Origin of the sequence: uncultured Acetobacterium sp., from assembly GCF_927416815.1 — a bacterium.
GTDB lineage: Bacteria > Bacillota > Clostridia > Eubacteriales > Eubacteriaceae > Acetobacterium.
In genome coordinates, this window is the sequence record NZ_CAKMJU010000005.1 from 40,097 (window position 1) to 62,677 (window position 22,581).

General features: G+C 44.6%; 21 protein-coding genes. 4 read left to right on the forward strand and 17 right to left on the reverse strand.

Annotated features, from left to right (window positions below; genetic code table 11):
* Nucleotides 1-32 precede the first annotated feature (32 nt).
* From QZ998_RS00720 to QZ998_RS00745, 6 genes are all read right to left on the reverse strand, one after another.
* Nucleotides 33-716: a CDGSH iron-sulfur domain-containing protein gene (locus tag QZ998_RS00720; RefSeq protein ID WP_296557215.1), complete on the reverse strand. Its 684-nt coding sequence runs from the start codon at nucleotides 714-716 to the stop codon at nucleotides 33-35.
* Nucleotides 717-776: 60 nt separating this feature from the next.
* A complete protein-coding gene (locus tag QZ998_RS00725) occupies nucleotides 777-1,511 on the reverse strand; it encodes an amino acid ABC transporter ATP-binding protein (protein WP_296557216.1) in 735 nt (244 codons plus the stop codon).
* The gene (locus QZ998_RS00730) at nucleotides 1,483-2,268 is read right to left on the reverse strand and encodes an amino acid ABC transporter permease (protein WP_296557217.1); all 786 of its coding nucleotides are present in this window, start codon (nucleotides 2,266-2,268) and stop codon (nucleotides 1,483-1,485) included. The genes QZ998_RS00725 and QZ998_RS00730 overlap by 29 nt, the downstream gene beginning before the upstream one ends.
* Before the next feature lie 8 nt (nucleotides 2,269-2,276).
* Nucleotides 2,277-3,089, reverse strand: a complete 813-nt coding sequence (locus tag QZ998_RS00735) for a transporter substrate-binding domain-containing protein (protein ID WP_296557219.1) — start codon at nucleotides 3,087-3,089, stop codon at nucleotides 2,277-2,279.
* A 24-nt stretch (nucleotides 3,090-3,113) separates the two neighbouring features.
* A complete protein-coding gene (locus tag QZ998_RS00740; protein WP_296557220.1) occupies nucleotides 3,114-3,413 on the reverse strand; it encodes a cupin domain-containing protein in 300 nt (99 codons plus the stop codon).
* A gap of 112 nt (nucleotides 3,414-3,525) precedes the next feature.
* On the reverse strand, nucleotides 3,526-5,283 hold the full coding sequence (locus tag QZ998_RS00745; protein ID WP_296557221.1) for a GGDEF domain-containing protein: 1,758 nt from the start codon (nucleotides 5,281-5,283) through the stop codon (nucleotides 3,526-3,528).
* Nucleotides 5,284-5,508: 225 nt separating this feature from the next.
* Between QZ998_RS00745 and QZ998_RS00750 the strand changes: the two genes are divergently transcribed.
* Both QZ998_RS00750 and QZ998_RS00755 read left to right on the forward strand, forming a co-directional pair.
* Nucleotides 5,509-6,678 carry an iron-containing alcohol dehydrogenase gene (locus QZ998_RS00750; protein ID WP_296557222.1) on the forward strand — a complete coding sequence of 390 codons (1,170 nt, stop codon included), beginning with the start codon at nucleotides 5,509-5,511 and terminating at the stop codon, nucleotides 6,676-6,678.
* Nucleotides 6,656-8,152 (forward strand): HD domain-containing phosphohydrolase, encoded by a 1,497-nt coding sequence (locus QZ998_RS00755; RefSeq protein ID WP_296557224.1) that lies wholly within the window; start codon nucleotides 6,656-6,658, stop codon nucleotides 8,150-8,152. The genes QZ998_RS00750 and QZ998_RS00755 overlap by 23 nt, the downstream gene beginning before the upstream one ends.
* Nucleotides 8,153-8,192: 40 nt before the next feature.
* On the opposite strand, the gene QZ998_RS00760 is transcribed toward QZ998_RS00755, so the two are convergent.
* Nucleotides 8,193-10,076 carry a diguanylate cyclase gene (locus QZ998_RS00760; RefSeq protein ID WP_296557225.1) on the reverse strand — a complete coding sequence of 628 codons (1,884 nt, stop codon included), beginning with the start codon at nucleotides 10,074-10,076 and terminating at the stop codon, nucleotides 8,193-8,195.
* A gap of 545 nt (nucleotides 10,077-10,621) precedes the next feature.
* On the opposite strand from QZ998_RS00760, the gene QZ998_RS00765 reads away from it, so the two are divergent.
* Nucleotides 10,622-11,119: a DUF6323 family protein gene (locus tag QZ998_RS00765; RefSeq protein WP_296557226.1), complete on the forward strand. Its 498-nt coding sequence runs from the start codon at nucleotides 10,622-10,624 to the stop codon at nucleotides 11,117-11,119.
* Nucleotides 11,112-12,473 carry a DUF6179 domain-containing protein gene (locus tag QZ998_RS00770; RefSeq protein ID WP_296557227.1) on the forward strand — a complete coding sequence of 454 codons (1,362 nt, stop codon included), beginning with the start codon at nucleotides 11,112-11,114 and terminating at the stop codon, nucleotides 12,471-12,473. Before QZ998_RS00765 ends, QZ998_RS00770 begins: the two co-directional genes overlap by 8 nt.
* Nucleotides 12,474-12,475: 2 nt before the next feature.
* On the opposite strand, the gene QZ998_RS00775 is transcribed toward QZ998_RS00770, so the two are convergent.
* The 10 genes from QZ998_RS00775 to speD form a co-directional block, all read right to left on the reverse strand.
* Entirely contained in the window at nucleotides 12,476-13,186 is a 711-nt protein-coding gene (locus QZ998_RS00775) for a flavodoxin family protein (RefSeq protein WP_296557229.1), read from the reverse strand.
* A 92-nt stretch (nucleotides 13,187-13,278) separates the two neighbouring features.
* Nucleotides 13,279-13,914: a TetR/AcrR family transcriptional regulator gene (locus tag QZ998_RS00780; RefSeq protein WP_296557231.1), complete on the reverse strand. Its 636-nt coding sequence runs from the start codon at nucleotides 13,912-13,914 to the stop codon at nucleotides 13,279-13,281.
* A gap of 305 nt (nucleotides 13,915-14,219) precedes the next feature.
* Nucleotides 14,220-14,609, reverse strand: coding sequence for a PaaI family thioesterase (locus tag QZ998_RS00785; RefSeq protein ID WP_296557233.1), 390 nt, complete (start codon nucleotides 14,607-14,609; stop codon nucleotides 14,220-14,222).
* A 24-nt stretch (nucleotides 14,610-14,633) separates the two neighbouring features.
* Nucleotides 14,634-15,209: a methyltransferase domain-containing protein gene (locus QZ998_RS00790; protein WP_296557236.1), complete on the reverse strand. Its 576-nt coding sequence runs from the start codon at nucleotides 15,207-15,209 to the stop codon at nucleotides 14,634-14,636.
* A gap of 114 nt (nucleotides 15,210-15,323) precedes the next feature.
* Nucleotides 15,324-16,460, reverse strand: coding sequence for a carboxynorspermidine decarboxylase (gene nspC, locus QZ998_RS00795; RefSeq protein WP_296557237.1), 1,137 nt, complete (start codon nucleotides 16,458-16,460; stop codon nucleotides 15,324-15,326).
* 16 nt (nucleotides 16,461-16,476) lie between these two features.
* Nucleotides 16,477-17,676: a saccharopine dehydrogenase family protein gene (locus QZ998_RS00800; protein WP_296557239.1), complete on the reverse strand. Its 1,200-nt coding sequence runs from the start codon at nucleotides 17,674-17,676 to the stop codon at nucleotides 16,477-16,479.
* A gap of 176 nt (nucleotides 17,677-17,852) precedes the next feature.
* Nucleotides 17,853-18,701, reverse strand: a complete 849-nt coding sequence (gene speB, locus QZ998_RS00805) for an agmatinase (RefSeq protein WP_296557240.1) — start codon at nucleotides 18,699-18,701, stop codon at nucleotides 17,853-17,855.
* The gene (speE, locus tag QZ998_RS00810) at nucleotides 18,691-19,542 is read right to left on the reverse strand and encodes a polyamine aminopropyltransferase (RefSeq protein WP_296557241.1); all 852 of its coding nucleotides are present in this window, start codon (nucleotides 19,540-19,542) and stop codon (nucleotides 18,691-18,693) included. The genes speB and speE overlap by 11 nt, the downstream gene beginning before the upstream one ends.
* A 4-nt stretch (nucleotides 19,543-19,546) precedes the next feature.
* Nucleotides 19,547-20,977 (reverse strand): aminotransferase class I/II-fold pyridoxal phosphate-dependent enzyme, encoded by a 1,431-nt coding sequence (locus QZ998_RS00815; protein WP_296557256.1) that lies wholly within the window; start codon nucleotides 20,975-20,977, stop codon nucleotides 19,547-19,549.
* A 337-nt stretch (nucleotides 20,978-21,314) separates the two neighbouring features.
* Nucleotides 21,315-22,109 carry an adenosylmethionine decarboxylase gene (gene speD / locus QZ998_RS00820; protein ID WP_296557243.1) on the reverse strand — a complete coding sequence of 265 codons (795 nt, stop codon included), beginning with the start codon at nucleotides 22,107-22,109 and terminating at the stop codon, nucleotides 21,315-21,317.
* Nucleotides 22,110-22,581: the final 472 nt, after the last annotated feature.

Consider the following 22,581-nt stretch of genomic DNA (forward strand, 5'->3'; position numbering starts at 1 on the left):
TATCATCAATATCGAAATTTTCCCGGGACGGATTATTGTTCATCCAGGAATTTGATGTGTACATGGGTGGCATCACAAAAGGGCTTATTAACAGATTTGCCACAGCGACATAAGACAAATCGATTTCGTCTTTCGTAGATAGTCCCATCCGCCGCTTGCAAGGGAATCCCGCCTTTAACAAAAATGCCACAGCTCACCCCCCGCTCAGGATCCTGGAGAATGACAATCTCCGGTTCATAATTGGGTTCGATAGCGCTACCCTTCTTGTCGATTGCAACCAGGCGACCGGCCGGACATTCACTGGCTGCTTTAATGGCTTCTTCTTTGAGTCTCGGATCACTTGATTGTTTGATCAGCTGCCAGGCGGTTCCATCGTTGCGGTGACAGAATCTGGCAAAGGCACAGCGATGATCATCCATCATATCCAGATCTGCTCCAATTAGAAACTCTGCCCGATCAACAAAAACAACTTTTGAGGCCATCTCATCACCATGAAAATCGCATTTTGAATGGGTGCCATCACAAAACGGCGGATTCTTAGACTTTCCGCACCGACATAAGGTATAGGTCTTCGCCTGGGGCAGATTCCGTCCTTCCCGGTAGACATAATCTTTTCCCCGTGAAGTGATTATCTTCTCAGACAGTTTGATATTCCCGGAAACGACATAGGGTCCGGCTTTTACAATTTTTATTTTTCCAGTTATTTCTTTTTCCATCGATAAATCTCCGCATTTAATAATGAATATCGAGTTGTTTTAAAGGACTGTTCTCCTCGATCAAACCTTCCATTCAAGAATTTTATTTAAAAAAGCTTGTAACTCCTCGGTTTGAGGATGCTTGAATATCTGGGAACTATTGCCGCTTTCGACTATTCTATTTTGCGCCAAAAAAATCACCTTTTCACAGGCATTTTTAGCAAAACCCATCTCATGGGTTACAATTATGGTTTTTAATCCATCATTTTGAAGCTCCCCCAGCATATTCAATACTTCGGCCGTATACTCCGGATCCAGTGCCGAAGTCGGCTCATCCAGTAGCAAGAGCCAGGGCTTTACCGCCACCGCCCTGGCGATAGCAATCCGTTGCTGCTGACCACCAGAAAGCTGAAAGGGGTACTTGTTTTTTTCATCTGTTAGTCCAAAGCGTTCAAAAAGCTTACTGCTGACCGCGACGGCCTCAGTTTTTCCCATTCCAAAGGCGTGGATCAAAGGCAATAGCATGTTCTCGATGGCGGTGAGATGCTCAAACAATCCTTTGGACTGAAAAACAAAACCAATGTTTCGACGATAGTTATGGAGATATCTTTTGCTGAATTCAATGGTCTCCCCATCAATTTTCAAGGCTCCTGAATCTGGCGTCAGAAGCCCTCCGATAATCCGCAACAAGGTCGATTTCCCCCCGCCCGATGGTCCAATAATGGCAATCGAATGAATATCAAAGGAACCACTGACATCCTTTAAGACCAGTTCATCCTGAAAGGTTTTACTGATATTGATTAACTCGATATTCATGGTTGTACCGCCTTTCCAGTCCGCCTGAAAGCAACGAAACACTGAAGGTCAGAATAAAGTATAAGACCCCGACAAAGAGATAGTTTTCAAACATTCTAAAATTATCAGCAGAAATTTCCTGAACCGTTTGGGTCAGTTCGATAACCGCAATCACCGATAATAATGATGAATCCTTAATAATTGAAGCAAACTGACCCGCTAAAGCCGGCAGAATCCGCGCCATCAAGATCGGAAAGGTCACCAGTTGCAGGGTTTTTGCCGGCGTCAAGCCAATCGACTTGGCCACCTCGTATTGCTGACGATCAATGCTGGCCAGCCCCCCGCGGATGATTTCCGAAATATAGGCTCCTTCAAAAATCGATAAGATCAGCACCCCGGCCAGATAACGGTTATTGACACCCCAGGCAGTACCGATGATGTAGTAGAAAAAATAAATCTGGACCAGCAAGGGGGTTCCCCGAATAATCTGAACATAAGCCTTGCAAAAATAACTAATTACTAAGATCCGGGAATTTTGACCAAGAGCACTGAGCGAACCGAGCGCCAGACTGACAATCAAGCTGGCCACTGAAATAGTCACGGTCATCCAAAATCCTTCCCAAAGCCGATAACGGTATTGATATAAGGTTGAAAAGTCCAGCTTTAGATTAATGGCATTGACCGAAAACCAGAGAAAACCAATCAGGATAATGGCTACAAAAATAGCACTGGCAATTTTTTTTGATCGGGAAGGCTCTTTACTCAATGTTTGTTTCATCGATCAGCCTAATTAAAAAACCACGGAAAGCCAAGGGCATCAAAGGTTTCTTTTTCTTCCTTCAGGTATTTTTCAGTCAATTCAGCAAAGCCACCCTGCGCTTTAAATTCTCCGATAAAGCTGTCAATCTCTGCTAGCAACTCTTGATTGTCTTTATTTACTGCCATTCCCCAGCTTTCACTGTCCTGAAAAGGAATCAGGATCGCTTCGGTGGTATCGGGATTGGCTTGATTTTGTCGGTAAATCGTCAGCTGATCATAGATAAAGGCATCGGCTTTTCCTTGAGTTACCTCAGTGACACAGGCGTTTTCTGACGACAGTGCATTAACCGTGGCCTGACTTAAATTTTTTGTAGCATAGATATTCCCGGTCGTTCCCTTTTTGACATCGACTATTTTTCCCGCTTGATTCAAATCCTCGACCTGCTTGATATTGGCGTTTTTATTAACCAGTAATCCCAGATAAGAACGGGCATAAGGCACTGAAAAATCGACAACTTCTTGTCGTTCCTCGGTAATCGTCATCGATGAAATCACGACATCGACTTTGCCGGTCTGAAGTGATGGAATCAATCCATCCCAATTGGTATTTTCAATCTCAACCGGCCGACCCAGGTACTCTCCCAGGGCATAAGCCAAATCAACACTGACCCCACTGGGATTACCCTGATCATCCTTGGTTTCGAAGGGTGGATAAGCCAGTTCCATCCCCACAATCAGCGGCTTTTCCGCGCTGATCTGATCCTTACTGTTGCTATTGCAGCCGATCAACAGCATTCCAGCAATAGCCAGCACCATTATAATTAATACACGTTTCTTCATTGTTGATACTCCTTTTTCATAAATCTAATAAAACACGCACAACCAGATACAGGGTGGATCTGCCGAAGTAGCGGCAACACGATGCTGCTGGTGGGGTGGAATCAAAAGCGTATCCCCTTTTTTCAGGATGATCGTCTTGCCATCTGCAAAGGCCAGTTCTGCACTTCCCTGTAGCAGAATCACATACTCAGTTTCTTCCTGATCATACCAGTCCGATTGCTGACCGGTACTGATAATTCGTTCGATTCGAACCCGATCATTCTGAGTCAGAATAGTGATCACTTCATTTTTTATGGGAAAGCCGGGCAGTTCATAAATATTCATGTTTACCTCGCTTTTAGATCATATCATAAAATTGCGTTGAAAAACAGTTCCCTCATAAAAAAAAGATGCGCTTTGCGCATCTCTTTCTTATCTTTGCAGAATCCATTCATGATTAACCCAGCAGGTAATTACTGCCCTGTTTCTTCTTGCATTTCTTTTTTATTTTAGCTGCTGTTTCGGCCAGTTCATAGATACTTTTACTGTGATCGCTGGCTATCCCGGCAATAGAAACCGAGAGGAAGGGGAAGTTTTCCTCGACATCCTTGCGGTCTTTAGAGGTGATATATCCTTTTTTGATATCTTCTTTATTATAGTATTTTACCACTGCATCATTAAATGCATGCATGACACTGATACATAATTGCTCGCTTTTCTTTTTGGGGACTATCGCAATAAAATCATCGCCACCAATGTGACCAATGAAATGTTCCGGCGGAATCCGGGTTTTTAAGATTTCGGCAAACTCCTTTAATACCCGATCGCCATTTTCAAAGCCATAAAGATCATTATAGGCTTTGAAATTATCGAGATCAAAATAGAGAATCGTTTTTTTATCCTTGGCTTTAAGCGCCTTATCCAATTGCTGCTCAATCATCAGATTACCGGGTAACTCTGACAGCGGGTTTAAGTGCTTGGCATAAACAAATTCGATTTCGATCAGTTTTTCCATCAGGTCTTTAACCGTCACCGTTCCCTGAAACTGATCGTCACGGGTCACCACAATAAAGTCATAAATCTTGTCATAATCGCGCTGCATGGCGTTCTTACCGACAACATCAATGGTCGCCAGGCAATCGACATGCATAAAATCGGTATCCATAATATTACGAACCGGTTTATTAGCATAAAGAATATACCCGTATTGTCCACTGATTCGTTTATACAAGGCATTTCGGGTGATCACCCCAATTGGCATCTGGTCTTCGACCACACAAAATCCCGAGAGCGTTTCATTTTCTTTAAACATTTCGTGAACCTGTGAGACGAGGATATCCGGTGGAATTGTTTTATCCAATTTACAGATCGACTCAATGCGGTCATTAAGCACCCGATTATCCAGCAATTTTCTTTTATTGGCATTCTCTTCCATGACGATTTCAACCACATCCTTCGAGATTGAATTTAGAATTCCATTAGGCTTTTGAATAAAATAGCCCTGACCATACTGAACCCCGATTTCGATCAAGGTCAGCAATTCTTCCTTTGTCTCGATCCCTTCGGCAATCAGCGAGGTTTCGGTGTGTTCCGAAAACTCATTTAAACACCTTACTAGGGATTGTTTTGTCATGTCTTTGTCAATATCGCGGATCAGCTTCATATCGAGTTTAATATAGTTGGGGTGAATATCGGAGATCAGATTAAGGCCGGAATAACCGGCGCCGGCATCATCAATGGCAATTCGATAATCCTGCTCCTTATAATTATCAATGGTTTTAATAAAATCGGCCAGGTGATTTATCGCCTCGCTCTCGGTGATTTCAAAGATGATCCGTTTGGGGTCAATCGCAAATTTCTCCAGGTATTCCTTGGTAAACCCTTTTCTAAATTGAACATCCTGCATGATATTGGGGTTGACATTTAAAAACAGTTTAAACTCACTTTCTATTTTAAAGGCCGCCTCAAAGGCCTTTGAACGGCAGAGAAATTCCAGCTCCCAGAGTTTATTAAACATTTGGGCACATTTAAACAGCACATCCGGGGAATGGAGAGCCGAATCTTTTGGGCCGCGGCTAAGCGCTTCGTAACCATGAACCGTGCCATCGAGCAATGATACAATAGGTTGAAAAACAGTCGTGATTTTTTTCTGATAGAGTATTTCTAAGAGCTCCCCTCTCAACCGCTCTTCTTCTTTATTCTGATTGATATCCAAAGACATTCCTCCCGATCGTTGATATCACAAATTATAACCATGATAGCCGGTTATTTATATTAGCAACCTGTTAATTTTTCGTTAAATTTTATCAGACTCGGGTATACAGTATTAACTAAGCCTTTCTATTTACACGATTTAGTGCCACCGAAATGTTTACAGATAGACTTGTAGCTGTTATACTGAAAATAACAGCTTTTCACAAGAGAATGAGAGGTTATCAAAATGTCTGAGACCCTATTGGAATTAAGAAAATTTGTGATCCCGGAAATAATTATTGGTGTCGATGCGCGATTGTTGATTGATCGTTACATCTCACATTTTAATGCAAAAAAACCGATGCTTGTTACCGATAAAGATATCCAACACTTTGAATGGTTCCACGAAACCATTGCCCTGATTCGCCCCCACGTTGAAAATCTTTTCTTTTTTGATGACACAACCCCCAACCCCAAAGATGTTGAGGCGATGCTCGGCGCTAGTCTTTTTTTATCGCTCGGTTGTGACCTGATCATTGCCATTGGCGGCGGTAGCGTGATCGACTGCGCTAAATGCATCAGTATTGTCGCTTCCAATGGCGGCAATGTTTTGGATTACGAGGGCGTTGATGAGGTTCTCATGCCCGGGCCACCGCTGATCTGCATTCCTACCACCGCTGGATCTTCTGCCGATGTTTCCCAGTTCGCGATTATTAAGGACACTTCTGCCAATATCAAACGGGCGATTATCAGCAAAAAAGTAGTGCCAGATCTGGCACTGATCGATCCGGTTCCGCTGATGTCGATGGATCCCTATTTAACCGCCTGTACCGCCATGGATGCCCTGACCCATGCGATTGAAGCCTATGTATCGAGTACCCATTCCGCCCTGACAGACGTTCACGCTCTGGAATCGATCCGGCTGATTAATCAGGTGATTGAAAAATCAGTGCGCCCAGACCGAACCATCGAAACCATGTTTCAGCTAATGCTTGGTTCGCTCCAGGCTGGTTTGGCCTTTTCTAATGCCAGCCTTGGTGCCGTCCACGCCATGTCCCACTCCATGGGCGGTCTTCTGAATTTACCCCATGGCGAGTGTAACAGTATTTTGCTTGAACACATTATCCGCCTTAATTTTGAAACCGTTCCCGATCGCTATCGCGACATCGCCAGACAATTGGATTTATTGGTCGACAATGTCAGTGATGCACTGCTACTTGAGATGATTATTAACCGGATCGTTGCGATGCGGCAAAACGTCAATATTCCGGCCAGCATTAAGATGGACGCGCTTGAAGAAGCCACCGTGGACTATTTGGTGGAGAATGCCCTGAATGATCCCTGTATGGTAACCAACCCCAGGACTTTGACAAAAGAAGAGGTGAGAATTATTTATGGACGAGTATTACAAACCTAAAAACAAAAAAGCGATTACCCGTGAGTCAATTATCGGCCTGGGTGAAAACTCCTTTAAAAAGAATTACTATTCTGAACTCCAGACAAAACTGCTCGATCTGGAACGGATCAACAGCCGCACCCGCGCTTTAATCGCCACCATTCCCGATATTTTGCTGATCAGTAATAACCAAGGCCAGATTACGCCCCTAAACCCTTCTTTAAATAGTGCTTCGTATGCGCTGCTTGAAATCATGCGCAACCAGATTCTGATGTCTGACTTGAAGCAGGTCATTGAACTGGTGATGCACTCGCGGGCTTTGTCTGACTATTATTTTTCGATGCCCTTCCAGGAAGCGCTTCACTATTTTGAAGTTCGGGTTCAAATTTCGACCTTTGATGAGGTCCTGATCATGATTCGGGATATGACCGAACGGGTAATCATGGAAAAGCAACTACGCGATCTGGTCGACAAGGATACCTTAACCAACATTTCCAACCGGCGTTTTTTCGAAGCTGAATTGGAACAGCTCAACAACCGGAGTATTGAGAATTTAACCCTTCTGTTACTCGATATTGATGGCCTCAAGTTTGTCAATGATACCCTGGGGCATTTAATGGGCGACCAGGTGATCGTATCAGCCAGCCAGGTCGTTGTCCGGTGCTTTCAATCGATGGGAATTGTTTCCCGGGTTGGCGGTGATGAATTTGCCGTGATTGTCAAGAAGCAAGAGCCAGAGACCATCGAAGCGGCTCTTGAAAAGATGAATGCCCATTTAAAGTGTCTAAATGAACTGCCGGAGGCAACCTTTAAAATCTCGCTTTCCTACGGCTATTCCCATCACGCTTCCGGTTTGGTCAATGCCAATTTTCTCTTTCAGGAAGCTGACAATAATATGTACCAGAACAAGCTGCTCAAAGAATCCAGTACCCGCAACAATCTCGTAAAAACCCTGATGAAAGCCCTGGAAGTCAAGGATTATATCACTGAAGGTCATACCAGTCGGATGGACACCCTCGCCACCCTGATCGGCCAAGCATTGCGTTTGCCGCAAAATATGATGGATCGCATTCAATTGCTGACTAAATTTCATGATATCGGCAAGGTCGGGGTTCCTGACAGCATCCTGAAAAAACCAGGTGCTTTAACCGCTGATGAGTGGAAGGTGATGAAAACCCACTGTAGCATCGGCGAACGGATTGCCAATGAGTCCTCGGAACTAAAGGATATTTCTCAGCTGATTTTAAAGCATCAGGAAAAATGGGATGGCAGCGGCTATCCATTAGGGCTCGCTGGTGAAGAAATCCCGATTGAGTGCCGAGTTTTAGCAATCGTCGATTCCTATGACGCAATGACCAATGACCGACCTTACCGCGCCGCACTCGCTCCTGAAACAGCAATCAATGAAATTATTGCCTGTTCTGGATCTCAATTTGACCCGGACATGGTGAAAATTTTCTGCCAAGTCATTAAAAAACACCTAAGACCTCAGTAATGAATCATTACTGAGGTCTTAATTTATATGCTTTTGACCCTTATCGGGTTACCTTGGTGGTATAGGTTTTTTCTTCGATAATTACTTTTTCCAGCGCCGCTACCACTTCCGGGTCGTAATGGGTACCGACATTCCGTTTCATTTCATCGAGGGCTTCATTAATACTGATGGCTCCTCGATATTCTTTATCGGTTGTCATATCATCAAAACGCTCACCAACTGCAATAATCCGCGATAATTTGGGTGTTTCTTTACCCTTGAGTCCCTGGGGATAACCGGTGCCGTCCCAACGTTCATGATGACCGAGGACAATATTAGCCAGATCGATGGTATGGTCGAAGGCATTCAAAATCCGATAGCCGACCACCGGGTGCATTTTCATTTCTTTAAAGGTCTCATCAATCACATATTCATTTTTGCTGGCGACCTCTTTATCCAGAGCGACCTTTCCAATATCATGGAGGTAGGCCGCCTTTGATACCTTGTTGACATCAGCTTCCGGTAAATTCATTTTGCGGGCAATTTTTTTGCAAACCTCGCTGGTTCTTCTGGCATGTTCAGCTTCTACCGGCAATTCGCCGTATAACTTATCCAGAATAATATTGAAGGCGTCTTCCTTCTTTTTGCCCCGATTGAGGGTTTTTTTCATATACATGTTGTCTTCTGCGGCGGCAATGATGACTTCAATATTCTCTTCTGGCTGATACTTGGTTGCTACGCCCAGGGAGACATTTCCCTGGATCGATTTTATTTTTTCTTTGCTGAAATTATCTTTGATCCGATCTGATAACTTTTGGGCATCTTTCTTTTCGGTTTGTGGTAGCAGAATCGCGAACTCATCGCCACCCCAGCGGGCGATAATATCATCAGCCCGACAGACCTTTTTAAATATTTCCGAAACCTTTTTAATTAATTCATCACCGGCTTCATGACCAAAGATATCGTTTGTCAGTTTTAGCCCATCGACATCACCAATAATAACTGAAAGGGGGAGATTTCTTTCGGTATCCAGCCGAACCAGTTCTTCTTCAAAAAACCGCCGGTTGTATAACCCGGTTAGGGCATCATGGAAGCTATTGTATTCAATCGCTGCCCGCTTTTCTTTCTTTTCGGTGACGTCTCTGAAGATGACAATTGCCCCGTCGATATGCCCTTCGTCGTCGCTAATCGGAGCAATGCTGTCTTCTAGATGGATCTTGCGGCCATCTCTGGAAACCAGTACCGCATGGCTATCAAATTCTTTCATGGTATTGTCATTAAAGGCTTCGGCAATCGGATCGGGAACGATGCCACCTTCCTTGTCAGCTTCTAAAACAAAAACTAGCGAATAGTGTTTTCCCATCGCTTCCCTGGCCGTCCAGCCAGTCATTTCGGCGGCGGTGGCATTGAGCATCTCAATCCTACCCATGGGATCAACAATCATCACCCCATCACTGATTGACATCAGTGTTTTTAGATATTTTTCACGGTTTTTTTCCGAGACCGAGCGGATATAGGCGCCGACGCCAAACCTGCCATTGAGCAGATCCACGGGAAATTTGGTAGTCTTAAAAACCTTACCGCGCCACAGCATCTCATCGGTAACAAAGGTTTTTGTCGCCAATACTTTCTTATCGGTCTGCCTTTCTTTAATGGCCATCTTTTCTTCTAGAATTTCAAAATCATCCTGTCCAATGATATCCTCTGAGCCAATTCCATAAAAATCTTCCATCGCCAAATTGACAAAGATATAGTTAAACGCATCATCTTTTAGGGAAACTGGGATCTCTTCTGACTCAATGAAGGTCTGAACCAGCTCATTAAAGCGCCGGATTTCCCGTTCTTTTTTTCTTTTTTTACCTTTTTTGAGAATAAAGTACAGCCCCAGCCCAAATACAAAAAGAATAATCAGGATGATTGCAATATTTAGTGCTGTTATTTTCATAATTTTCCTTCTTTAATCATCGGTCAACGCTAACCGACGTGATCGCTTCCTGTTATTTCGGATTTTGTGCAAAGATCGGTATTGCTGAGTTTCTTAGATCGATGAAGCTCACCTTATTCCATTCTATGCGATTTGCCATAGATCTTTTATATCGTATCATTTTCACTGTACTTGTTTATTATAGCAGTTCCACATTATGATCTGTTTAAAGAAATGTATTTTTCTGAACAACTTGTTATTTTAAGATCCTAATTAATCCTAGTATGCCATTTTTAAGCATTGATCGTCAATCAATTTAATAAAATTCAGCAACGTTATTGATAATTTTATTGCTGCTTTCATTTCTCATGATAAAAAAAACAGGTGCCGCTTCTTAACAACACCTGTTTTATATAAAAATCATTGATTTATTCAGTTTTTCGTGATATTATTGATAACATACGCGCAATTAACCCATTTTATTATTTTACAAACAAATGATACCATATATTGCCTGCTTTGTCAATATCCTTTATTTTTTTGTATTACTCCAGAGAGGTAACCCTATGTCGTTTGAATTGATGCTGTTTGATAATTTTCTGATCGAAAAACAGGCCGTTTCGGAAGTGTTATTATGCAATAAAATTACTGAAGACTATTCACTGGCACTGTCCGAAGAACAGGCGCTGGAACTGGTTGAGACCCGCTCCGATTCGTTGAAAAATTATGGCCGAATCGAGTTTGGCAGCGGAATCATTGAAAAAGTCATCCTGACCTTTGCCGACACCCCCTATATCTCGCAATACCGCTATGCCGAATTCTTGAATGAGCTGGTCGAGATATTTTATTATTTCAAGAATGAAACCCTCGATTTAATCAGCGATGATGACCTGATTGGTACGATGAAAAAATATTTTGACGGAGTCTGTCAAGGCTCTTTGGATCAGCTTAAATTTCGGGAGCTGGAGCGGATGGCTAAAAATGTTCGCCTGGGACTAGATCCTGATTATAATGATCTTTATGATACCGAAAAATTAAGAGAAGCTGAGGATGACGATGAATAGTGTAAAAAAAACGACAAAGATTGATGTCGATAAACTAAGTGGCGAGTTTTATTTTCAGTCACTGCTCCAGGAGGCCTATGTCAAGGGTGTGCTTAGCCCTAAAGAATCTGAGCGCGTTCAACTGGAGTGTCTTAAACTGCTAGCCGATTGTACCGAACGATTTACAAAAGGAAAAAGTAGCTCGGTCCGGGTTGAAATCGCCCAGGGGATCATGGCTTCCAACCTCTATACCATCGGCATCCACCTCAAATCACTAGCTGATGTCGACGACGCCCTCTTTCAAATTGAAAATGAATCGATTGAAAATCTCTATGAATATGGCTTACAAGTGCTCAAGCGAAAAATAAAGGTGGCCAGCTATTTTTATAATCGGGTTTGCAAAACCAAGCTCAAAACCCCCAACCAGGCCTACAACATCACCATTGACCAGGGTTTCAAGCCTTTTTTTGAAAACTATGAAATCAATTTTCATGCCCATGAGATCCCCAGCGACATCGACTACCAACTGATCCATCCGGTTACCGATCTGGCCGGAGTTGAGTTTGTCATCAAGTATTTAGAAAATCTGTATTATGAAAACTTGTTTTGTTCGTATTTTGATGCAGACATCATCGATGAAGTGATGAGCGGTTATCATGCCTCCTACCGGAATCTGCTTGATAATATCTGCAAACAGGTTTTTCACAATGCGCTGGGTTGCCAATTACTAAATGTCCCACTGCACCCGCTCGATTTTAGCCTGGCTGATCTTGATGCCCTGGATCAACAATTAAAAAAGCACAGTCAGGCAGAGCTCCAAAGGCAACTAAAAACAGCAGCCCAAGAGCTTATCACCCAGCTCCAACTAACCAATCCGTCCCTGAAAAAATACCTGATCGCCGCTCTCCCGGAGATCGCCACCACTGTTTTCAAAGGGCTGGTTACGCACACCCTTAATAAGGTTTTTGTACCCCGGAATAATCCCAATATTAAACCCATTAGGCACTACAATATGGGCATTAAAATGGATGATGCGGCCTATCGGGAAATGGTCACGGAGTTTTTGTCCTGCCGCTTTTTTAATGATAAGCTGGCTATTATTAAAGAACAGATTAAAACCCTGGCCGATATGGAAGACCTGCTCATTGCCGCTGAACTAAAGGCCGCCGAAGCCGCCATGATCTTTGATCTGCTAGAAGATATTGAACTGGCCGTGCTGACCAAACGTCATCCCCTCCATCCGGCCATCGATGCCATTGATTATTCAGCTTCCGAAGTCCAGATGCAGCAAAATTTGAACGCTTATATGCGCGCGCTGCCCCGCGATCGGTTGGCCAAAATTCTTGGCATGACAACCACCATCGAGGTCGTCTGACTTTAAAAGGGCTTGGTTCCGCTTAACCAGCCATTGGCTTCCCAGTGATTGCGATCGGTGGGGTTCCAATCATTCTTTTTCATCATCTTCCTCATTGCCTTAAACACAATTTTTCTAAATAGCGGAGCGGAGCTGTGCTCAATATTAGCCACAGCTTTCGTGGCTTTTTGGGCCAGTTGTGCCATATCTTTTTCGATTCGGGCACGCTTTTTATCAGTTATGTCACTCCATTTCATGGCCGCCACTGCCTGCTTACTGGCAAAGCGTTTCTTTACCCCCCAGAATTTTAGACTATTCTGCATCGTTTTGGTGGTGTGGGTAAGACCAGCTCCGGCAGTGGTGGCAAAACTGATTCCCACTGTATTAAACATTTTCGGATTAGGGCGATGGCTGAGCCACATAAAACACAAATGATCCAGCAAGGCTTTTAACGAACCGGTAACATCCAGTGCATAAACCGACGAGGTTAAGATCACCAGGTCAGCTTCTTCCAAAGCAGCAACAATGGGCTGGATCTGGTCTGCATGAGGGCAGCTATTTTCCCCCTTTAAGAAGCAGGAAAAACAACCCGTACAAAAATTCGACATGTCTTTGGGTAGATAAAACTCCCTGACCTGAGTTTCTTCCAACTGCGAAATCTTTTCAAGTAGCAAATCCTTACAATGCCAGGTGCTACCATGGCGCATGGTTCCATTGATTACAGTTATCTTCATCTTCTCTTCCAGTCCTCTCATATCCTATCATTCAAAACTCTAGGCCTATACCAAAACAGACCAAACTGCCTTTAAAATCTGACGCATTCGTTTTATTCTACTTTTTTAGTGTATGTTTTGTGAAAATGTTCAACATGCCTGATCATTAAATTTTTAGCTTCCTCCCAATGTTCTTCATTGTTATCATATTTATAAAAAACAAGAAAAATAGGAGCAAAAAATTCCAGCGCCAGAATAGCGGGATCTGCTTCAATAAAGATACCTGCTTTGATCATACCTTCAAACAGCCTGGTCTGGTAGTCAAGACTGCTGTTAAAGGACAGATTTCTGAACAACTGCGAAATCTCCGGACTGCGATACTGTTCTATTGTCAGCATTTTTCTGAGCTGCACATTAATATCATCCCTAAAGTAAAATTCGAAGATGATCAAGCTTAACTCCCGGAATTTATCAATCGTCATGTTTTTATAAAAATTCACGATCCGCTCATCCACTGTAAAGTTTTTGTCTGCTTCGGTAATCTGAAGCTGATAAAAAAACTGATCGCCCCGTTTTGAATAGTTTTCGATGATTCTGTCAAAAATATCCTGCTTATTTTTAAAATGATTATAAAGCGAGCTCTCTTTTATGCCCACCGCTTTAGCAATTTCTCTCACCGATACTGCATCGTAACCCTTACTCGAAAATAGGTTAAGGGCTTCATCCATAATTTTTTCTTTGGTACTCATTTCTTACCGTCACTCTCTCAGACTAATACGTGTTAGTTTTATAATAACTAACGTTCGTTAGTTTGTCAATTTTTATTTTCATTAATCGCAAAAATCTATATTAGATATCGATATCTCCAAAAATATGTTTGCCTTCACCCGAGAATCTGTTCTGTCTCCAAAAATTATTGGTTCCACGCTGGCATTTCTGGTTTTGGTAGTCGTCCTTAACGATATCTGGGGCATAAAAAAAGTGATGGTTCAACCATCACTTTTTTTATTTTTCTGTGTAGTTCCGATTTTTCTAGAATCTCTACCAGAACACTTTAGTTCTTAATAAAACCGGTAGCATTAAATTTAGCGACCAGCACGGCATGATCTTCATCAAAAATATCCACGGTATAGTTGCACAGGCTTCGGCTTGACGAGGTTTCGGTGGCCTTGGCCAAAAGCGTTTTCCCCTTGGCTGGTTTGGAATAGGTGATATTAGCATTGATGCCAATGGTCACTTTTCCACCGGCGTTTGCTGCCGCCGCAAAGGCATAGTCGGCCAAGGTAAAGAGTGCGCCGCCCTGGACGATGCCAACCCCGTTTAGGTGCTTTTCCTCGATCACCATCCTTACTTCTGCATATCCCTGTTCGACCTTTACCAGTTCCAGTCCGACAAGCTTGGCAAACTGATCGTTTTTTATAATCTCAACCATTCCTTTTTCCATCCGATCTCCCTTGTTGATGCAACCCTAATTATGCTTCAAAAAAACCAGGCCATAAAAGGTTTCGGCAAAATTCATTGTCTCCTGACATACGAAGCCGATCTCATTTAGCATCGTCTTCACCTCATCGCTGCCAATCCGGTGATCAATCGGGGGACCTGTCTTGGTTTCCGCTTTCTCCCAATCAATAATGGCCAACTTGCCACCAGGTTTTATAATCCGACTGCTTTCTTCCAGAAACTGGGTTTTATCAACAATTTCATGAATCACATTGACCATTAGTCCAAAACTGACCGTTGCATCGGGAATTATCAGATCCAACTCCTGGGTTTTTACGGTCGCGATATTGTTTAATCCCGCTGCCTTACTACGAAGTTCAAGTTCCGCCAGCATTTCTGGCGAGGTGTCCAACCCGTATACCGTGTTGCTACCAATCAGTGCTGCTGCCGGAATCGTAAAATAACCGATTCCGCAACCGATATCCGCAACACTATCGGTTGCTTTAAGACCTAATTCTTTCAGTATTTCAACTGGCGGCAGGTTTTCCCGGCGCCACTCATTATCGAGCTTTTCTTTGTTTTTTGGGTCAAATTTATGTACCATCATGTTTCTCCTGTTCGCGATCTAAGCTTTCTAGAATAATTCTAATTTGAGTTATTATATCACAAAGACAGGCTGCGATAATAGCAAAATTTACCTGAAAAAACCGACTGCCTTTTAGGACAGTCGGTTTTTAAAGTCGTGATATCCAAATTGTTTCACCATCACGATGGTTTTTTCCTGGGTGAAAGTGGCAATCGCGGGAAGATTCATGCCGTTAAAGTTGTTGGTTTTCACCATCGAATAGATGGCCATGTCGCAAAATACCAAGCGGTCGCCAATTTTTAGTGGCTCATCAAAGGCGTAGTCACCGATAATATCACCGGCCAGGCAGGTCGGTCCACCCAGCCGATAGGTAAAGCGTTTTTGATCCGGCAAGGCGGCCCCAATAATGTTGGGCCGGTAGGGCATTTCCAGCACATCCGGCATATGACAGGCGGCGGAGGTATCGAGGATGGCATTGTGAACACCGTTGTCAACAATATCCAGCACCGTCGCCACCAGAAAGCCCGTGTTAAGGGCTACCGCTTCGCCAGGTTCCAGATAGACCGTTAGCCCATAGCTTTCCTGAATCCGCTTGATACAGGCAATCAGTTTATCAACATCATAATCATCCCGGGTGATGTGATGGCCACCCCCAAAGTTGAGCCATTTCAATTGTGGCAAAAATTCGCCAAACTGGTCTTCCACCGCTTTCAGGGTCTCTTCCAAAGCATCGGCATTCTGCTCGCAGAGGGTATGAAAATGCAGACCACTGATCCCTTCCAGTAGCTCCGGCACAAACTGGGCTCGGGTTACCCCCATCCGTGATCCCGGTGAACAGGGATCGTAAATGGCGTGTTCCTGAGTGGAGCATTCCGGATTGATCCGGATCCCGCATTCCCGACCGGCCAAGCGTGCAAGCTCCTTGTATTTTTGCCACTGGTTAAAGGAGTTAAAAACGATATGGTCACAGAGTGCAACGATTTGCTCAAATTCATCTTCCCGATAGGCGGTCGAAAAGACATGGGTTTCCCCGCCCATTTCTTCATAGCCCAGCCGCGCTTCAAAGAGTCCACTAGCCGTAGTACCAGCCAGGTAGCTGCCGATCAGGGGGTAAAGTGAAAACATCGAGAAAGCCTTTTGCGCCAGCAAAATCTGACAACCGGTGGCTTTTTGAACCCGGTCGAGAATTTTTAAGTTTTTAATCAGCAGGCTTTCATCGACAAGATAGCAAGGCGTCGGTAGCTCCTTAAAGGCGTCTCTTAATTCCATCGGTGCTTGACCCTGCTTAATCAACCAGCTCTGGGTCAAAGCTTTCCTGCCAGGGTAGTCCCCATTTGTTGAGGGCTTCCATAAATGGATCGGGATCAAACTCTTCGATATTGTAAACCCCGGGTTTTTGCCACTGGCCGGTCATTACCAGCATCGCGCCAATCATCGCCGGCACCCCAGTGGTATAAGAAATCGCCTGGGAACCGACCTCTTTGTAGCATTCTTCGTGATCACAGACATTGTAGAGGTAGTAGCTTTTATCCTGACCGTCTTTTTTGCCCTGGAAGATGCAGCCGATATTGGTTTTTCCTTTGGTTCGCGGACCCAGGGTCGAAGGATCTGGTAATACGGCCGCTAAAAACTGCAGTGGCACAATCATTTTGCCATCAAATTCGATTGGCTCAATGGCCGTCATACCGACGTTTTCCAGGCATTTGAGGTGGGTCAGATAGCTTTGTCCAAAGGTCATAAAGAAGCGAATCCGCTTGATCCCCTTAATATTAAGACCCAGTGACTCCAATTCCTCGTGGTGAAGTAAATACATATCTTTGGGGCCAATTTCCGGGAAATTGTAAACCCGCTTGATTTCCATCGGCTCGGTTTCAATCCACTGTCCGTCTTCCCAGTAGCTGCCGTTGGCAGTAACTTCGCGAATATTTATTTCCGGATTAAAGTTGGTCGCAAAGGGATAGCCATGATCGCCGGCATTGGCATCGAGAATATCGATGTAATTGATTTCGTCAAATTGATGCTTCATCGCATAGGCTGAGAAAACGCCAGTCACGCCGGGGTCAAAGCCACTCCCCAGCAGGGCGGTAATCCCGGCTTTTTCAAAGCGTTCCCGGTATTCCCACTGCCATTTATATTCAAACTTAGCGGTATCTTCCGGCTCGTAATTGGCAGTATCGACGTAATGGGTTTTGGTTGCCAGACAGGCGTCCATAATGGTCAAATCCTGATAAGGCAGAGCCAGATTTAACACCACATCCGGAGCGAAGTCTTCAATCAGTGCAATCAGCTCATCGACGTGATCGGCATTGACCTGGGCGGTGGTGATTTTGGTGGCACCGCCATCCAGTTTTGCTTTTAATGCATCGCACTTACTTTTTGTCCGGCTGGCGATACAAATTTCTGAAAAAACCTCGCTGTTTTGACAACATTTATGAATGGCCACACTGGCAACACCGCCGCAACCGATAATTAATGCTTTTCCCATAATTTTTTCCTCCTTAATATTTTAGGTTATCTCTGAACTACCGTACCGACCAATTGTTAATCTGTTGTTCGCCGCGGAATCGGACAGGCGATGCCGTGTCCGCTCCGATGCGTACAACATGATGTAACAATTGTCGGTACTACGTTCTGATTCTATTTTTAAAATTTCTAACTCTATTATGCCATCGCCAATAAGAGTTCCCGTAGCACCTTGCAGGCGACGGCGGTGGAAGCGCCGCTCTGGTCATAGACCGGCGAAAGCTCGTTGATGTCACAGCCGACCAGATTCAGCTGGCTGACTTGTTGGATCGCTTCAAGCAGCTCTAAAAAGCTGACGCCACCAGGTTCCGGGGTACCGGTACCGGGGAAGACCGACGGGTCTAAAACATCCAGATCCAGGGTAAAATAGACCGGCTTGCCCGCTAGTTTTTCGACCACTTCAGCCAAGCCATTAAAACTAAATTTCTGGGTGGTGACGTGATCTTTGCCCCACTGGAACTCACTGCGTTCGCCAGAGCGAATCCCAAATTGATAGATCCGGCCATCGCCAATGATATCCCAGACCCGGTGCAGCACCGTCGCATGGGACAGGGTCACCCCCAGATAATCATCGCGTAAATCGGCATGGGCATCAAAATGAATCACATGGAGATCCGGATATTTCCGAGCCACCGCCCGAACCGCTCCGAGAGTGACCAGATGTTCGCCGCCGATCATCACCGGCAGCTTATTGTCTCTTAATAGCCGGGTGGTATAGCTTTCAATCATATCCAACGCCTTTTGGGTATCGCCAAAGCAAAGCTCCAGATCACCGCCGTCAAAAATAGTCAGATCCTCCAGGTCTTTATCCTGATAGGGGCTATAGGTTTCTAGTCCATAGGATTCTCCCCGCATCGTTTTGCTGGCAAAACGGGTGCCGGGACGAAAGGAGGTGGTGGAGTCAAAGGGCGCGCCAAAAACGACAATGTCCGATTCCCCGTATTCGTTGTCACAACCTAAAAAGGTCTCAATATTTTTATTCAACATCTTTTAACAGTTCCTCCACATAGTTTGGTAGCGCAAAGGCACCAACATGCAATTGGGTATTATAGTAGCGCGTTTTAAAACCCAGCGCATTCCACTTCACGGCCTTTAAGTCCTCAGTCGGATGATATTTTTTCGAGGCAAAGCCGAACAGCCAGTGCCCCGAGGGATAGGTGGGAATATGGGCCTGATAGACCCGGCTGATCGGGAAGGACTCGACAATGCGCTTATGAGCCCGCTGCATGGCCACCGCATCATCCAGATAAAAAGCACTTTCATGCTGATTGACCATGATTCCGTCTTCTTTCAGCGCCTTATAGCAATTACCATAAAACTCTTTGGTAAACAGGCCTTCGCCGGGACCAAAGGGATCGGTGGAATCGACAATGATCAGGTCGTATTCATTTTCGCAGCGGCGAATAAACTTCAGGCCATCCTGATAATGGATGGTCACCCGCTCATCATTAAAGCAGCAGGCCGTTTGAGGCAGATGCTTTTTACAGACCTCCACCACCAGCTCATCAATTTCGACCAGATCGATGTGTTCCACCAGCGGATAGCGCACCAGCTCGCGGATAGCGCCGCCATCACCGCCGCCGATAATCAACACTTTTTTGGCGGCCGGATGAACGGCCATGGGAATATGCACCATCATCTCATGGTAGATAAACTCGTCTTTTTCGGTCAGCATCATGTAACCATCCAGGGTTAAAAAACGGCCAAATTCTTTGGAATCAAAAATGTCGATCCGCTGAAATTCACTTTGTCCGCAGTAAAGCTGACGATCCACCTGAATGGAAAATTTGACGCTGGGGGTATGTTTTTCTGAAAACCATAATTCCATTTAATCAATCCTCCTTCAGCACATTGAGATATTCGATTTCCATGTCTTCAGGGCCGGTTAAAAAGCAGCCCTTGTCTTTAACATATTCGATGGAATCAAGAATTTCGGCCGTAATCATTTCGCCGGGAGCCAGAATCGGAATCCCTGGCGGATAGCACATCACAAATTCGCTGCAGATCCGGCCGCCGCTTTTTTCCAGCGGCAAAGCTTCCTTTTCGGCATAAAAGGCTTCCTGCGGGGCCACTGCCACCGCCGGGTTAATATATTCATATTGCAGCATCCCGGCCTTGTCTTTTTTATAGATCCGGCGGATTTCGGCCAGCGCCGAGACCAGCCGTTCCAGATTGCGTTGGCTGTCGCCCACGGAAATGTAGGCCAGAATATTACCGACATCGCCGAACTCCACCTGAATGTCGTATTCGTCTCGGAGAATATTGTAAACTTCAATCCCCGCCAGTCCGACGTTCAGGGTATTAATCGACAGCTTGGTGGCATCGAAATCGTAAATCGTATCGCCATTGATCAGCTCTTTTGAATAAGCATAATAGTCCCCGATCTGATTGATTTCATCCCGGGCATATTGGGCCATGGCGGTTACCTTGGCAAAAATTTCCTTGCCGTTCACGGCCAGATTTTTGCGGGAAATATCGAGACTGGAAAGCAGCAGATAGGACCCGCTGGTGGTCTGGGTCAGATTGATGATCTGCCGCACATATCCGGCGTTCATCCCGGCCCCCACCAATAAAAAAGAGCTTTGAGTCAGCGATCCGCCAGATTTATGCATACTGACCGAGGCCATATCGGCTCCCGCGGCCATCCCGCTGATGGGCATATTTTCGCCAAAATAGAAATGGGTGCCATGAGCCTCATCCGCCAGCACCAGCATCCCCGCAGCGTGAGCCAGCTCGGTGATCGCTTTCAAATTGGAACAAACCCCATAGTAGGTGGGATTGTTGACTAAGATCGCTTTGGCATCGGGGTTTTCGCGGATCGCTCTTTCTACCGCTACGCGGGTCATCCCCAGTGAAATCCCGATTTCATGGTTGGTTTCAGGGTTCACATAAACGGGGATGGCGCCCCCCAGAATCATCGCATTGATGACACTGCGGTGGACATTCCGGGGTAGAATAAGCTTCTCGCCTTTTTTACAGGCCGCTAGTACCATCGTCTGAACAGCAGACGTGGTACCGTTAACCATAAAAAAGGCCTGCTTGGCGCCAAAAGCATCCGCCGCCAGTTCCTCGGCCTCTTTGATCACCGAAACCGGATGGCAGAGATTATCCAGCGGCTTCATCGAATTGACATCCAGGGTCATACAACGTTCCCCTAAAAATTCCGTTAATTCCGGATTCCCCTTGCCCCGTTTATGGCCGGGCACATCAAAGGGAACCAGCCGATTTCTCTTAAACTCATTAAGCGCCGCCAATATCGGCATTCGTTCCTGATTTAGTTTTGGCACGTTTTTATTCCTTCCCTAATATGAATACAGCAGCTTAACTGATATAACTTTTCAACGAATTATTGTACTATTGGTATGTAAACAAGGCGATCCGTAGTACCGACAATTGTTACATCATGTTGTCTGCATCAAGGCGGACACGGCGATAGCCTGTCCGAGCTTGCGCGAAGGCAACGAGCCAATCACAAGTTTGCTTGTAGTTGGCGACTGCCCGCGACCAATGCGAAAGGAGCAAAGCGGATTTCGCATTGGTGCAGCAGACAACAGATTAACAATTGATCGGTACGGTATCCCCAGCCAACCCCAAAAGTTATTAATAGACATTACTGCCGCTGAAAATTTCGATCATTTCGCGGCGAAGGTTTTCAGTAATCTGCAGCCGCGTTCGTGGTGGCAGCTCGTAAGCATCGGTATTGAACAGGTAATTTTGGAGGATGATTTCCTTTAGCATCATTTTAGTATGAAAGAGATTGGATTGATAGACGTTTATATCAATGGCATCATATTCTTTTAAGGTCTTGTCATCGATGTAATCCTGAATCGAGGTGATCTTATGATCCATAAAGAGTTTCTTGCCACTGACGTCCCGGGTAAACCCCCGAACCCGATAATCCATGGTAATAATATCCGAATCAAAGCTGCCGATCAGGAAGTCCAGGGTACTGAGGGGAGTAATCTCTCCGCAGGTAGCCACATCAATGTCCACCCGAAAGGTGGCAATGGACGTGTCCGGATGATATTCCGGATAGGTATGAACCGTAACATGGCTTTTATCCAGGTGAGCCACCACCGTATCACCCTGTAAATCGGTCTTTTCAACTGAGTCTTCCCGATATTCTCTTAAAAACGTTTCTTCGGCAATCAAAAAGGTGACACTGGCTCCTTGCGGATCGTAATCCTGTTTGGATACGTTCAAAACCCGGGCGCCGATCATTTCCGTAACATGATATAAAATATTAGTCAAGCGATCCGAGTTATACTGCTCATCAATATAGGCGATATAGTCCCGTTGCTCCCGCTCGCTTTTGGCATAACACACATCATAAATATTAAAGCTTAAAGACTTGGTCAGATTGTTAAAACCATTCAACTTTAATTTATTATCCATTAATCCACCCCATTTCCATTTTTTCGCATTATAATTATGCTGTTCTAATTTAATAAAACAAAAAACTCAAGTGAGCCTTCAGCATCTGCTGTTCATCCACTTGAGTTTATTTCTACTGATTTGTTGTTAACACGAGCGCATGAGCGCGCCGTTTATCGATGATCCCAAATCTAGAAATTAGAGTCTATATAGCAAGAACTTACTTTTACTACTCTTATTGATTGTTTCACAAGTGTGATGTGCAATAACGCACACGGTTTTAAGTAACCAACTTATAAAATTTGAGCTGATACTCAATCAATAAGGCAACGAAAGTTGCCAATCGGCATTTGACCCTGCTGTCCGGATGGCATTTAATTTCTTTATCACCGCGTTAGTCAGATAAAGAAATGGTCAAAAGAATTCTTTCTTGTATTCATAAACCCTGTCTATGAATACGCTAAATAGACATCAATCTATTTTGATCATTCGT

Excerpts from the sequence above, each read along its gene's own strand:
- QZ998_RS00720 (WP_296557215.1), bottom strand. The coding sequence starts at position 716 with ATGGAAAAAGAAATAACTGGAAAAATAAAAATTGTAAAAGCCGGACCC.
- QZ998_RS00725 (WP_296557216.1), bottom strand. The coding sequence starts at position 1,511 with ATGAATATCGAGTTAATCAATATCAGTAAAACCTTTCAGGATGAACTG.
- QZ998_RS00730 (WP_296557217.1), bottom strand. The coding sequence starts at position 2,268 with ATGAAACAAACATTGAGTAAAGAGCCTTCCCGATCAAAAAAAATTGCC.
- QZ998_RS00735 (WP_296557219.1), bottom strand. The coding sequence starts at position 3,089 with ATGAAGAAACGTGTATTAATTATAATGGTGCTGGCTATTGCTGGAATG.
- QZ998_RS00740 (WP_296557220.1), bottom strand. The coding sequence starts at position 3,413 with ATGAATATTTATGAACTGCCCGGCTTTCCCATAAAAAATGAAGTGATC.
- QZ998_RS00750 (WP_296557222.1), top strand. The coding sequence starts at position 5,509 with ATGTCTGAGACCCTATTGGAATTAAGAAAATTTGTGATCCCGGAAATA.
- QZ998_RS00755 (WP_296557224.1), top strand. The coding sequence starts at position 6,656 with ATGGACGAGTATTACAAACCTAAAAACAAAAAAGCGATTACCCGTGAG.
- QZ998_RS00760 (WP_296557225.1), bottom strand. The coding sequence starts at position 10,076 with ATGAAAATAACAGCACTAAATATTGCAATCATCCTGATTATTCTTTTT.
- QZ998_RS00765 (WP_296557226.1), top strand. The coding sequence starts at position 10,622 with ATGTCGTTTGAATTGATGCTGTTTGATAATTTTCTGATCGAAAAACAG.
- QZ998_RS00770 (WP_296557227.1), top strand. The coding sequence starts at position 11,112 with ATGAATAGTGTAAAAAAAACGACAAAGATTGATGTCGATAAACTAAGT.
- QZ998_RS00775 (WP_296557229.1), bottom strand. The coding sequence starts at position 13,186 with ATGAAGATAACTGTAATCAATGGAACCATGCGCCATGGTAGCACCTGG.
- QZ998_RS00780 (WP_296557231.1), bottom strand. The coding sequence starts at position 13,914 with ATGAGTACCAAAGAAAAAATTATGGATGAAGCCCTTAACCTATTTTCG.
- QZ998_RS00785 (WP_296557233.1), bottom strand. The coding sequence starts at position 14,609 with ATGGAAAAAGGAATGGTTGAGATTATAAAAAACGATCAGTTTGCCAAG.
- QZ998_RS00790 (WP_296557236.1), bottom strand. The coding sequence starts at position 15,209 with ATGGTACATAAATTTGACCCAAAAAACAAAGAAAAGCTCGATAATGAG.
- nspC (WP_296557237.1), bottom strand. The coding sequence starts at position 16,460 with ATGGAATTAAGAGACGCCTTTAAGGAGCTACCGACGCCTTGCTATCTT.
- QZ998_RS00800 (WP_296557239.1), bottom strand. The coding sequence starts at position 17,676 with ATGGGAAAAGCATTAATTATCGGTTGCGGCGGTGTTGCCAGTGTGGCC.
- speB (WP_296557240.1), bottom strand. The coding sequence starts at position 18,701 with ATGTTGAATAAAAATATTGAGACCTTTTTAGGTTGTGACAACGAATAC.
- speE (WP_296557241.1), bottom strand. The coding sequence starts at position 19,542 with ATGGAATTATGGTTTTCAGAAAAACATACCCCCAGCGTCAAATTTTCC.
- QZ998_RS00815 (WP_296557256.1), bottom strand. The coding sequence starts at position 20,977 with ATGCCGATATTGGCGGCGCTTAATGAGTTTAAGAGAAATCGGCTGGTT.
- speD (WP_296557243.1), bottom strand. The coding sequence starts at position 22,109 with ATGGATAATAAATTAAAGTTGAATGGTTTTAACAATCTGACCAAGTCT.